Consider the following 12,122-nt stretch of genomic DNA (forward strand, 5'->3'; position numbering starts at 1 on the left):
GCGTGGGGGGCGATTCGCACCCTAGAGCCAAAGCTTTCTACTGAAAAGGTTTCTCTAGAAAGAATCCCAGGCCGTCCGCCCTGCCCAGGTGCACGGGATGGCGTACCTGGCGGTCGAGCAGCGTGAGCGTGCCCCGGGCGCTGGTGATCTCGGTGCCGTCGGCGACCGCGTCGAGCGCGGGCACGGCCAGCGACCCCGCCCGCGCCGCGAGCGCGGCCAGCATCGCCACGGCCTCGTAGCAGCCGTGGCCGTGGGCGTTCAGCATGGGGGCGTCCTCGCCGAACCTGGCCGCGTACCGCTCGGCGAAGTCGAGACCGGCGTCGGTGGACAGGTCGCGGAAGTAGCCCATGGACGCGTACAGCTCGCCGGTGACGTCCCCGCCGACGCCCAGCAGGCCGTGCTCCTCCAGCGCCCCGCACAGCCGGGCCGCGCCGAGCCCGGCGGCCGCGTACGCCCGGTTGAACGCCATGAGGTCACTGCCGATCAGCGTCAGCAGGATGGCGTCGGGCCGCGCGGCCGCCACCCGGTCGAGCCGGCTGACGGCCTCGCCGTACGGGACGAAGCTCTCACCCACCACGCTCGCGCCCCGGGCGCGCAGCCGCCCGCGGGCGCTGGCGTGCACCAGGCGCGGCCAGACGTAGTCGTTGCCCAGCAGGTACCAGCGGCGCGCCTTGCGCGCGCCGGCCAGCCACTCGATGCCCGGCGCGAGCTGCCTGCCCGGGGTCTCGCCGAGGAAGTAGACGCCCGGCGCGTGGCCGCCGCCCTCGTACGGTGGCGCGTACACGAACGGCACCCGCCCGGCGATCGCGGCCACGACCTCCACCCGCACGTCGCTCGCGTGGGCGCCCGCGACGGCCTGCACCGTCTCCGAGCCGACCAGCCCGGCCACCTCGGCCGCCACCTGGCGCGCGGGCCGGCCGCCGTCGATGAGCACCAGCTCGACCGGCCTGCCCAGCACGCCGCCGCCGGCGTTGACCTCCTCGGCGGCCAGCACCGCGCAGTTGATCGCGCACGGGCCCATCAGGCCGAGCACCCCTGACACGGGCACGACCAGGCCGATCCTGATCGACTCCGACGGTATGAGCCGCGCTTCCAACGGGTCGACGGTCGCCGCCACGCCGACGAGTATCCTCCGTTCTAGCTCTCCGATGAAAGGACCTTTCTCCATGACCACCTCTGGGCTCGGGTCCTCACTCGCCTACCTGCTGAGCCGTGCGGAGCGCAGTGTCAACCGCGGGCTGGCCGCGGTGCTGGCCGGCGAGGATGTCACGGTCGAGCAGTGGCGCATCATGCGGGCGCTGGCCGACGGGCACGGCGACTCGATGGGCGAGCTGGCGGAGGCGGTGCTGATGCCGCACCCGACGCTGACCAAGGCGATCGACCGGCTGATCGACCGGGCGCTGGTCTATCGCGGGCCGTCCAAGGGTGACCGGCGGCGGGTGGCGGTGTTCGTCTCGGACCGGGGGGCGGAGCTGCTCGCGCGGGTGGACGGGGCGGTGGCCGAGCATCACGGGCTGATCGCGGGGGCGTTCGGGCGGGAGCGCACGGAGCAGCTCATGCGCGACCTGGAGAGGCTGATGGAGGCCCTCGACTACGCGGAGCTCCGCGTCTGACGGCCGGTCCCGCTGGGTGACGCGCTCTTCCCCGACGCCGGGCGGGTGCGGTGGGTCGCTGCCGTCGGTGGGGCCGTTGTCGTGGTGGGTTCAGCGGGTGAGCGTTTTCGCGAACAGGGCGGCGTGGGCCTTGATGCGGTCGCGGGCGCGCTCGCGCTGGGCCTCCGTGGCGTTCCCGTGCAGCCACAGCAGCCGGGCGTGGGCGATCGGGGCCAGGAGGGCGTAGGCGAGGTCGTCGGGAGTGCCCAGGTCCGTACGGATCCGCCCCTCCGACTGCCACCGCGCGAACACCTCGGCGAGATGGCCCAGTACGTTCTCGATGCCCACGGAGAGGGTGTCGTCGTGGATCAGGCCGTCACGTGAGACCAGGCTCATGACCTGCCTGGACTGCGGGGTGTCCCACGCGGCCAGCACCCGGGCCGCGAACGACTCGACGAAGGCCGCCGGTTCGTCCGGGGCCTGGTCGAGCGCCACGTCGGCCGCCTGCGGGCCGGCCAGGGACATGGCCGCGTCGTAGATCGCCTGCTTGCTGGCGAAGTGCGCGTAAAGGACGCTCTCGCTCAACCCCACCTCTCTGGCGATGGCCCTGATCGAGGTTCCCGCGTACCCCTTCTGCGCGAACAGGCGCAGTGCGGCGTCCAGGAGTGCGGCCTTGGTGTCGCCTGCCTCGGCCTTGGAAGGACGGCCCGGACGGCGGCCGCTGGTGATGCTGCTCACGGGGACATCCAATCACCTTGAAAAATAATCGCTCGTTCGATTAGTTTAGAGGCACGGAGAGAGATGGGAGCGGAAATGTTCACTTCGCGGATTCCCGAGCGTGAGATCGCCGAGCGGCCGGCCGGTTACGGCGGGCCGAACCTGTCGCCGGTGGGCCTGGAGTTGGTGCCGCACGCGTTCGCCGAGGGTGTGTACGCGTTGATGGCGAGCCTCCCGCCGAAGGACAACAACGGGGTGGTGGCCGGGCGGGACGCGGCGCTGGTCGTCGACGCCGGGATCACACCCGAAATTTCGGCAAAAATCCAGGCGATCGCCGCCGACCTGACCGACCGGCCCCTCCGCTACCTGGTCAACACCACGTACCACGGCGATCACAGCTTCGGCAACGCCGCGTTCCCCGACGAGGTCGTCGTCGTCTCGTCCCGGACGAACCGCGACAACATGTCCGACCTCGCGTACGAGAAGCAGACCAGGTCGGCGAACATGTACGGCGACGACGCCCTGCTCGACGCGGTCACCACGTGGCGTCTGCCCGACCTCGTGTTCGATGAGTACGCGGAGATCGACCTCGGCGGGCGCGTGGTCCAGCTGCACCACTTCGGCCCCGGCAACGGTCCGGGTGACACCGTCGTGTACGTGCCCGACACCCGTACCGCGTGGACCGGCAACTTCGTCTGTCACGCGGGTACGGCTCACATGCTGCTCCAGGGCGGTCCTGAGCCGTACCTGGGGTCGTTGCGCAGGATGCGCGAGGCTCTGCCCGAGCTGGAGACGATCGTCCCGGGCCACGGCCCGATGGGCGACGGGCCGGCGGCGGTGGACGCCCTCATCGGCTATCTGGAGCGGCTGCACGATGAGGTGCTGGCCAGTGTGCGGGCGGGGCGCAGCCTGGAGGAGACGTACGCGGCCTGCGCCGATCCGTGGGCGGAGGCGCTCGATCCCGGCCTGGCGGCGGCCCTGGCCCGTTATCCGGTGCCGCGGGAACTGGCCGAGCAGGGGATGCTCGCGCTCTGCCGGGACCTCCACCGGCTCAACGTCCTGGCCACCTACCGCCTCTACGAGCACCAGTAGGGCGGGTGCCACGGCTACGTCCGCGCCACCGTCGCAGGGGGCTGGGGTTCTTCGGGGAGGGGTGGGCGCGCGGTGGTGGCGCGCCCACCCTGGTTCAGCCGGTGGGACTGAGGTGTGGTTACGGGTAGAGGCCGCGGAGCTGGTGGGCCTCGACGACGCGGCCCACGCCGATGACGTGTGCCGCCTGCCGGAGCGTCAGGCCGCGTTCGGCCGCCACCGACTTCACCTCGGCGAAGGCCTCCAGCATGAGCTCGCGCAGCTTGCGCTCGACCTCCTCGGCGCTCCACGAGTAGGCCTGCAGGTTCTGCACCCACTCGAGGTAGGACACGATCACCCCGCCCGCGTTGGCGAGGATGTCGGGCACCACCGTGGTGCCGTTGGCCGTCAGGATCTCGTCGGCCTCGGGCGTGGTGGGGCCGTTCGCGCCCTCCACGATCAGCCGGGCGCGGATCCGGGGCGCGTTGGCCTCGGTGATCGCGCCTTCGAGGGCCGCCGGGACGAGGATGTCCACGTCCAGCTCCAGCAGCTCGTCATGGGTCAGCGCGTCGGCCTCGCGGAAGCCGCGCACGCCCCCGGCCTCGGCCGCGTACGCGACCAGGGCGGGGATGTCGAGGCCGCCGCGTGCGTACACGGCTCCCGTGGCGTCGGAGACGGCCACCACCTTGCAACCCGCGTCGGCCAGGAACTGCGCGGCCGGCCCGCCCACCTTGCCGAAGCCCTGCACGGCGACGGTGCTGCCGGCGGGCGAGCGGCCGAGCGCGGCCAGCGCCGCGATCTGCACGCCGCGCGAGGTGGCGGACATGCGTCCGTGCGAGCCGCCCAGCGTCTTCGGCTTGCCGGTGACGACGCCGGGCACCGGGAAGCCGGTGTGGACGCTGTAGGTGTCCATGATCCAGGCCATGGTCTGCGCGTCGGTGCCGACGTCCGGAGCCGGGATGTCCTGCTCAGGGCCTATCAGCGGCATGACCTCGTTGACGTAGCGGCGGGTCATGCGCTCCCGCTCGCGCTCGGTGAGTGTGGACGGATCCACGGCCACGCCGCCCTTGGCGCCGCCGTACGGGATGCCGACCAGCGCGCACTTCCACGTCATCCACATCGCGAGCGCGGTGACCTCGTGGATGTCGGTGTCCGGATGAAAACGGAGCCCGCCCTTGGCGGGACCTCGCGAGACGTTGTGCTGGACGCGGAAGCCCTGCACGACGTCCAGGCGGCCGTTCTCGCGCCGGACCGGGACCGAGACGGTCAGCGACCGCCGGGGCGTGGCCAGCATCGTGCGGAGCCCGTCGTCGAGTCCGAGCTGCTCGGCGGCCTGGTCGAGTTGGTGGAGTGCGGAGTCGAGGGCCTGACGGCCCGGGGTGATCAGGGCCGGCGTCTTTGACGGCACCATGATGCTCATGGAAGAGAGTCCTCCTGCTATGACGCCCTTTTTAAGAGAGAAGCGCCTTTGCCTCCCGCTTTGGGCGTGCTTGTCTCGATCATCCTAAGGCGGAGGGTTTGACCTTGCCTAGCGGTCGATGAAATCCCGAGGTGCTGTGGACCGTGCCACTCTGGCAGGCTTGCGTCCGGTCAGTGTGCTGAATCGTGAATATCTCGGGGAGTGAGATGCCCGCACTCGTGATGGGGCCGATGCTGCGATACGTGGACTCCGTCAGCGCCTCGATCTGGGTGGAGACCGCCGAGCCCTGCACGGTCACCATCGAGGCGGACGGCAGGTCTTACCGGTCGCCTACCTTCACCGTGCACGGTCACCACTACGCGATCGTGGATCTCGTTGAACTCTCCCAGGATATCGGGTCGTATTCGGTAAGGCTCGACGGGGAGCAGGTATGGCCCCTGGCGGGTCGCCCACCGAGCCGGATCCGGCTGCTGCCCGCCGATGGGCTGCGCAAGCTGGCGTTCGGCTCGTGCCGCACCAGCGTCCCGCATGACGCCACGTACGTCCTCACCCACGGCGACGACGTCCTGCGCGCGTACGGCGAGCACCTCCCCACCGCGGACGACGAGGAGTGGCCGGACCTGCTGGTGCTCCTCGGCGACCAGGTCTACGCCGACAACCCCTCGCCCGCGATGCTCGAATACATCCGCTCCCGCAGGAGCACGGAGCCGCAGGGGGAGATCGCCGACTTCGAGGAGTACGCCGAGCTCTACCGCCTGGCCTGGACCGACGAGGAGATCCGCTGGCTGCTGTCCACCGTCCCGTCCGCGATGATCTTCGACGACCACGACCTGCGTGACGACTGGAACAGCTCGCAGCCCTGGCGCGAGCAGATGGCCGCCGTGCCGTGGTGGCCGCGCCGCGTCGTCGCGGGGCTGGGGGCGTACTGGATCTATCAGCACCTCGGCAACCTCTCGCCGGCCGAGCGCGCGGAGGACCCGCTGCTGCGCAAGCTGATGGACGGCGACGGCGGCGCGGCCCTGGACTCGTTCGCGGAGAAGGCCGACGCCGAGCCGAGCAGCAACCGCTGGAGCTACGCCCGCGACTTCGGCAACGCCCGCCTGATCATGGTGGACACCAGGTGCGCCAGGCAGCTCACGCCCGGCGACCGCCGCATGCTCGACCCGGGGGAGTGGGCCTGGCTGGAGGAGCAGGTCGCCGCCCCGGCCGAGCGGCTGATCATCGGCTCGTCGATCCCGTTCCTGCTCCCCGAGGGCGTCCACGGCGTGCAGAACTGGAACGAGGCCCTGTGCGACGGCAAGTGGGGCGGGCTGGCGCGGCGGTGGTCGGAGAAGTTCCGGCAGCGCATCGACCTGGAGCACTGGGCGGCGTTCCGGCGCTCGTTCGAGGACCTGTCCCGGCTGCTGGTGAAGGCCGGCCGGCCCGTGCTGATCCTCTCGGGTGACGTCCACTACTCCTACCTGGCCAAGGCCGGTGCCGGGCAGATCTACCAGATCGTCTGCTCGCCGATCCGCAACCCGCTCAGCCGCCTGCTCCGCTGGGCCAACGTGTTCACCCAGTTCTCCATCGCCACGCTGGTCGGCGGCCTGCTGGCGCGGCTGGCGGGCATCCCGAAGCCGCCGTTCAGGTGGCGGGTCACGAAGGGGCCCTGGTTCCAGAACGCGGTGGCCACGCTGACCCTGCCCGACGAGGTCACCTGGTACGAGTCCGTCGGCGATGCGGTCAGGCCGATCGACTCCGTCCGCCTACGCTGAAGCGCATGCACAAGGATGATTACGCCGCCGCCGTGCCGTTCTACGACCTCTGGCACGAGGACGGGCATGTCCCGATGGTGCGGGAGCTGCTTCCCCTGCTGCTGAAGGGGGTGCGGCGGAGCGTGCTCGAGATCGGCGCGGGCACCGGCCTGATCACCGAGCTGATCGCCAGGGAGACGCCGGCCGAGATCTACGCCCTGGAGCCGTCGCTGGGCATGCGCTCGGTCCTGGTCTCCCGCCTGGCGTCCGACCCCGCCACGCTGCGGCGGGTGACCGTGCTGCCTTATGGGGCGCTCGACGTGGAGGTGGACGAACCGGTCGAGGCGGTCGTGATGATCTCCGTCCTGCAGAGCTTCGACGCGGAGGAGCGGGCCACGCTGTGGGAGGTGCTGGCCAGGCAGCTGGAGCCGGGCGGGCGGCTGGTGTTCAACTGGCGGGAGCGGTCCGCGCCGGTGCCGGGCGATCTGGAGGTCCTGGGGTCGTACCAGGTCGGCAGGCACGCGTACGAGGTGGCCGGGCAGGTGCTGGAGGCCGAGGGGGAGAGCGTCACCACGCGCTTCGTCTACCGGATCAGGCAGCACGGCGTGGCCATCAGCGAGGACGAGGTGGTCCTCACGAACCACTGGCCCGCCCGGGAGCGGCTGGTCTCGGAGCTGGAGAGCGCGGGCTTCACCCCAGAGCCGGCTCCGGAGGGGATGGAGGTGTGGCGCCTCCCGTAGCCACAAGAAAGGTGGAACCGCCCTCCGGCGTGCGGTCAACAACAGGGTGACCGCATGAGAGAGGACCGGCAGAGTGGTGGGTGTTCAGGATGTGCCTGAGACGCTGGATGACTCGACGCTGATCGGGCATTCGCTGGCCGACCCGGAGAGTTTCGCGGCGCTGTTCGACCGGCACGCCGACGAGATCCACAGGTACGCGGCCCGGCGCCTCGGGACCGAGCTGGCCGACGACGTGACGGGGGAGGTGTTCCTCGTCGCGTTCCGCCGGCGGGCGCGTTACGACCGCTCGTGGCCCGATGCCAGGCCATGGTTATACGGCATCGCGACCAATGTCGTCGCCCAGCACCGCAGGGCCGAACGGCGGCGCACCGCCGCCATGGCCAAGGTGAACGTGGAGCGCCCCGGCAGCTTCGACGACCGCAGCGCGGATCGGGTGACCGCCGAGCAGCTCCAGCCCAGACTGGCCAGGGCGCTCACCCGGCTCAGCGCGGGCGAGCGCGACCTGCTGCTGCTCGTGGCGTGGGCGGACCTGACGTACGAGGACGCGGCGCTCGCGCTCGGCGTGCCCGTCGGCACCGTCAGGTCCAGGCTCCACAGGCTCCGCGTCAAGGTGCGCAGGGCTCTCGGCGGCACCGATCCCTTCGCAGCAGAGGAGCCCCAGCATGGATGAGGACGAGATCCGCACGTTCGCCGACGGCCGGCCCGCCGTGCCGCCGTACGGGGCCGAGGCGAGGGCCACGGCGCGGGAACGGCTGCTGGTGGAGGCGCGTGGCGGGGGCCGCTTTCGCCTGCCCGGATTCGGCTGGCAGGCCGCGGCCGCGTTCGGGGTCACGGTCGCGCTGGTCGGCGGGGTGGCCGTGGCCCTGACGAACCAGGGCCACGGGAGCACCGGCCCCGCCACGGGGGTGACCCAGTCGGCCGCCGTGTCGTCGTCCGACGAACTGGCTCCCCGTCCCGGCCAGTTCATCCTGATCGAGTCCGACACCATGTACGGGTCGATGTCGGCCGGACAGAGCGGCGAGACCACCCGCCACCTCTACCGGACCCACAGGAAGATCTGGCAGTCGGTGGACGGGAGCGCGAACGGCCTGCTGCTGATCGAGGGCCGCGAGCCTCAGCCGTGGCCGGGCGAGCAGCTGCCGGCGGATGCCAGGAACTGGCAGGGCTCCGACTGGCACGTGCTGCCGTCCTGCCCCTCCCAGCGGGCCGAGAACCGCACCGACTACACCTACCTGAGCACGCTGCCGACGGACGTCGCCGGGATGCGGGCACGCCTCTACAAGATGCCCGCCGTGGCCGCCGAAGCCAAGGGCGACGAGAACGACCGGGCCGCCTTCGACCACCTGACGGACCTGGTCAGGGAGACGTACCTGCCGAAGGCGCAGCGCGACGCGCTCTTCGAGGCGGCCAAGTCGATCCCCGGCGTGCAGGTGGCCGAGGGGGTGGAGGACTCGTCGGGCCGCAAGGGGGTGGCGCTCGGGCGGGTCGACCCCCAGGGCATCCTCAGGCAGGCCATCTTCGACCCGGCCACGCATGTGTTCATGGGGGAGCGGGAGACGGTCGTGGACGGCCGGCTCGTCCGGGCTCCCAAGGGGAGCGTGCTGGCGCTGACCGCCCAGCTCAAGACGTCGGTGGTGGACGTGCTGCCGCAGGCGACGCCGTCGGACAAGGGAGAGGCGGCGGCTTGCGCCCCGTCCAGCGCCGAGCCCGCCCCGGGCGAGACGAGCTCGGCCGTGCCGTCGGAGTTGCCGAGCGACGAGGCCGTCACGGAGCCGGTGCCGACCATGACGGCCTCGCTGGAGGCGACGGACGGCCCGACCGCGCTGCCGGAGCCGGCGATCAGCACGGAGCCGTCGGACGGGCCCGCCGCGCCGCCGACGGTTACCGAGGGGCCGTCGGACGAGCCGGCGCCGGCGACCGCGAAGGCGTCCCCGGCAGGCAAATGACCACCCAGACGGGTGACCGGGCGCCGTAACGGCGCCCGGCCCCGTGAACCGGAGAAGCGTCTCCCTGGACAGGGCCCGGCCACGTGCGGTGGCTGGGCCCTCCCGTGCTCCGCCGTAAAAACCCTGCGAAGCCCGGCCCCGAACGGCGCGTCAGGCTTTCGACAGGCCCGCCGGTGTACGGCGGGTCCGCTTTCTGAAACCGGGTCAGGCGGTGTTGAGCTCGTAGAGCGCGTCGGCGAGCTGGTTGACGGCCCAGATCAGATCCTCCTCGGAGACCACGATGGGCGGGGCGAGGCGGATCGTGGAGCCGTGGGTGTCCTTGGCGAGGACGCTCCGCGCCATCAGCGCCTTCGACACCTCGCGCCCGGTCGCGAGCTCCGGGTCGATGTCCACGCCGGCCCACAACCCGCGCCCGCGCACCTCCAGGACCCCCTTGCCGATCAGCTCGCGCAGCCGGGCGTGCAGCACCTCACCCAGCTTGGCGGCCCTGGCCTGGAACTCGCCGGTGTTCAGCAGCTCGATGACCGCGATGCCCACCGCGCAGGCCAGCGGGTTGCCGCCGAACGTGGACCCGTGCTGGCCGGGCTGGATGACCCCGAGGACGTCGCGGTTCGCGGCGATGGCCGAGACCGGTACGACGCCGCCGCCGAGCGCCTTGCCCAGGACGTAGACGTCGGGCACGACCCCTTCGAAGTCGCACGCGAACGTCTGCCCGGTGCGCCCCAGCCCCGACTGCACCTCGTCGGCGATCATCAGGATCCCCTGCGCGGTGCAGAGCTCCCGGATCTCGCTCAGGTACCCGTCCGGCGGCACGAGCACCCCGGCCTCGCCCTGGATCGGCTCGACCAGCACCGCGACCGTGTTCGGGTCGACGGCCTGCCTGATCGCCTCGGTGGAGCCGTACGGCACGAGCCGGAAGCCCGGCGTGTAGGGCCCGAAGTTGTCGTGTGCCTCCGGATCGGTGGAGAAGCTCACGATCGTGGTGGTGCGGCCGTGGAAGTTGCCTTCCATCACGATGATGTTCGCCTGGTCGGGCTCGACGCCCTTGACCTCGTAGCCCCATTTGCGGGCCACCTTGATGGCGGTCTCGACGGCCTCGGCGCCGGTGTTCATGGGCAGGATCAGGTCCTTGCCCGTGAGGTCGCCGAGCCCGGCGCAGAACTGCGCGAACTGGTCGTGGTAGAACGCGCGGCTGGTCAGGGTCAGGTTGTCGAGCTGGTCGCGGGCGGCCTCGATGATCTTCGGGTGGCCGTGGCCGAAGTTGAGCGAGGAATAGCCGGACAGGCAGTCCAGATATCGTTTGCCCTCCACGTCGGTGACCCAGGCGCCGTGCGCCTCGTGGATCACGACGGGAAGCGGATGGTAGTTGTGCGCGCTACGGCGCTCGCTCATCTCGATGAGCTCTGCGCTGGTGGTCATGGTCAGTTCTCCCCCCTGATCTCCAGTGTGCAGCACTTGGGTCCGCCACCTGCTTTACGCAGCTCCGACAGGTCGACGGGGATGGCCTCGTAGCCGCGCCGCTTGAGCTCCAGCTGCAGGTTCGACGCCTCGGCGTTGATGACGACGTTCCTGCCGTCGCTGACGGCGTTCAAACCGAGCACCTCGGCGTCCTCGGCGGTCGCGATCACCGCGTCCGGGAACAGCTTGCGCAGCACCTTCCTGCTGCCCTCGGAGAACGCCTCCGGGTAGTACACGACATTGCGCCCGTCGAGCGGGAACAGCGCCGTGTCCAGGTGGTAGAAGCGCGGGTCCACCAGCGTCAGGGTGATCACGGGGCGGCCCAGGAACTCCTGCGCCTCCTGGTGCGCCACCACGTCCGTGCGGAAGCCGGTGCCGGCCAGGATGACGTCGTCGAGCGTGAGGAAGTCGCCCTCGCCCTCGTTGACGTGCAGCGGCTCGCGCGCCGGGTAGCCGCGCTCGGTGAACCACCGCAGGTAGGCGGGGCCCTCGGGGCCGCGCTCGGCGTGGGCGAACCGGGCGCCGTAGACGAGGCCGTCCACGACCAGCGCGCCGTTGGCGGCGAAGACCATGTCGGGCAGCCCCTCGATCGGGTCGATCAGGCTCACCCGGTGTCCGAGCTCCTCGTACGCCGCCTTCAGGCCCTCCCACTGCCGGACCGCCAGGTCGCGGTCCGCACCGGCCTCGGGGTCCATCCACGGGTTGATCGCGTACTCGACCGTGAAGTAGTCCGGACGGCACATCAAGAAGTGTTTGGGCATGCAGGTCTCCGTCGAGGTTTATGGGTGGATGTCCTTTTCGAAGGGACGGAGACAGCCTAAGAATGCATGTTTATGCAGGCCAAGTGTTTGGCATTGCGTGTTCGCGCGGGTCTGTTGCGTCTTTCAGAGCTGGGCAGGGGATCCGTTGCGCGGCTCCGGAACGGAGGTGCCGGGAGGTGCGTCCACGAGCCGCGAGAGCACGATGGAGCTCTTGGTCCGCACCACGAACGACTGCGCCGCGATGCGCTCGATCACCCGCTCCACGTGGCGCACGTCCGTGGCCCTGATGTGCAGCAGCGCGTCCGCCTCGCCCGTGATCGTGGCCGCCCCCACCACCTCGGGGAACTTCGCCACGGCCAGCGCGATGTCCGACGGCTTGGTCTTGCCCTGGCAGAACAGCTCCACGTACGCCTCGGTCGTCCAGCCGAGCGCCTGCGGCGCCACCCTCGCGCTGAACCCGGTGATCGCCCCCGTCTCGCGCAGCCGGTCCACCCGGCGCTTGACCGCCGACGCGCTCAGCCCCACCTGGTGTCCGATGTCCGCGAAGGTCGCGCGGGCGTCCTCGACGAGCGCCGCGATGATGTCACGATCGAGCCGATCCAGTTCCACGCGCTCTGTATACCGCCTGGCCAGGCTGGCGCGCGACGAGCGGCACGCGGGAGACTAAGCGGGCAAACAGTCATCGGA

The 12,122-nt window shown here is 70.9% G+C and carries 12 protein-coding genes; 6 read left to right on the top strand and 6 right to left on the bottom strand.

Features of this window, described 5'->3' with window-relative positions:
* Positions 1-37: 37 nt before the first annotated feature.
* Entirely contained in the window at positions 38-1,117 is a 1,080-nt protein-coding gene (locus tag ABZX61_RS40665) for a substrate-binding domain-containing protein (protein WP_355201925.1), read from the bottom strand.
* 49 nt (positions 1,118-1,166) lie between these two features.
* On the opposite strand from ABZX61_RS40665, the gene ABZX61_RS40670 reads away from it, so the two are divergent.
* The gene (locus tag ABZX61_RS40670; protein WP_350725011.1) at positions 1,167-1,613 is read left to right on the top strand and encodes a MarR family transcriptional regulator; all 447 of its coding nucleotides are present in this window, start codon (positions 1,167-1,169) and stop codon (positions 1,611-1,613) included.
* 90 nt (positions 1,614-1,703) lie between these two features.
* Here the strand turns inward: ABZX61_RS40670 and ABZX61_RS40675 are convergent, their stop codons facing one another.
* Positions 1,704-2,330, bottom strand: a complete 627-nt coding sequence (locus ABZX61_RS40675) for a TetR/AcrR family transcriptional regulator (protein WP_355201928.1) — start codon at positions 2,328-2,330, stop codon at positions 1,704-1,706.
* A 75-nt stretch (positions 2,331-2,405) separates the two neighbouring features.
* On the opposite strand from ABZX61_RS40675, the gene ABZX61_RS40680 reads away from it, so the two are divergent.
* Positions 2,406-3,401 carry an MBL fold metallo-hydrolase gene (locus tag ABZX61_RS40680; protein ID WP_355201930.1) on the top strand — a complete coding sequence of 332 codons (996 nt, stop codon included), beginning with the start codon at positions 2,406-2,408 and terminating at the stop codon, positions 3,399-3,401.
* 118 nt (positions 3,402-3,519) lie between these two features.
* On the opposite strand, the gene ABZX61_RS40685 is transcribed toward ABZX61_RS40680, so the two are convergent.
* Entirely contained in the window at positions 3,520-4,797 is a 1,278-nt protein-coding gene (locus ABZX61_RS40685) for a Glu/Leu/Phe/Val dehydrogenase (RefSeq protein WP_350725016.1), read from the bottom strand.
* Positions 4,798-5,003: 206 nt separating this feature from the next.
* On the opposite strand from ABZX61_RS40685, the gene ABZX61_RS40690 reads away from it, so the two are divergent.
* The 4 genes from ABZX61_RS40690 to ABZX61_RS40705 all read left to right on the top strand — a co-directional run bounded on the left by ABZX61_RS40690 (position 5,004) and on the right by ABZX61_RS40705 (position 9,216).
* Positions 5,004-6,551 (top strand): alkaline phosphatase D family protein, encoded by a 1,548-nt coding sequence (locus tag ABZX61_RS40690; RefSeq protein ID WP_355201933.1) that lies wholly within the window; start codon positions 5,004-5,006, stop codon positions 6,549-6,551.
* Positions 6,552-6,556: 5 nt separating this feature from the next.
* Positions 6,557-7,270, top strand: a complete 714-nt coding sequence (locus ABZX61_RS40695) for a class I SAM-dependent methyltransferase (protein WP_355201936.1) — start codon at positions 6,557-6,559, stop codon at positions 7,268-7,270.
* A 91-nt stretch (positions 7,271-7,361) separates the two neighbouring features.
* The gene (locus ABZX61_RS40700; protein ID WP_350725021.1) at positions 7,362-7,940 is read left to right on the top strand and encodes an RNA polymerase sigma factor; all 579 of its coding nucleotides are present in this window, start codon (positions 7,362-7,364) and stop codon (positions 7,938-7,940) included.
* Positions 7,933-9,216 (top strand): CU044_5270 family protein, encoded by a 1,284-nt coding sequence (locus tag ABZX61_RS40705; protein ID WP_355201939.1) that lies wholly within the window; start codon positions 7,933-7,935, stop codon positions 9,214-9,216. The genes ABZX61_RS40700 and ABZX61_RS40705 overlap by 8 nt, the downstream gene beginning before the upstream one ends.
* Positions 9,217-9,420: 204 nt before the next feature.
* Here ABZX61_RS40705 and rocD read toward each other — a convergent pair whose 3' ends face one another.
* The 3 genes from rocD to ABZX61_RS40720 all read right to left on the bottom strand — a co-directional run bounded on the left by rocD (position 9,421) and on the right by ABZX61_RS40720 (position 12,044).
* Complete coding sequence (gene rocD, locus ABZX61_RS40710; protein WP_350725024.1) at positions 9,421-10,635, bottom strand: ornithine--oxo-acid transaminase; 1,215 nt, start codon at positions 10,633-10,635, stop codon at positions 9,421-9,423.
* A gap of 2 nt (positions 10,636-10,637) precedes the next feature.
* Complete coding sequence (gene ddaH, locus ABZX61_RS40715; RefSeq protein WP_355201942.1) at positions 10,638-11,435, bottom strand: dimethylargininase; 798 nt, start codon at positions 11,433-11,435, stop codon at positions 10,638-10,640.
* 123 nt (positions 11,436-11,558) lie between these two features.
* Positions 11,559-12,044 carry an Lrp/AsnC family transcriptional regulator gene (locus tag ABZX61_RS40720; RefSeq protein ID WP_355201945.1) on the bottom strand — a complete coding sequence of 162 codons (486 nt, stop codon included), beginning with the start codon at positions 12,042-12,044 and terminating at the stop codon, positions 11,559-11,561.
* Between the last annotated feature and the right edge of the window lie 78 nt (positions 12,045-12,122).

The organism is Nonomuraea sp. NPDC003709 (genome assembly GCF_040610775.1).
GTDB lineage: Bacteria > Actinomycetota > Actinomycetes > Streptosporangiales > Streptosporangiaceae > Nonomuraea > Nonomuraea angiospora_A.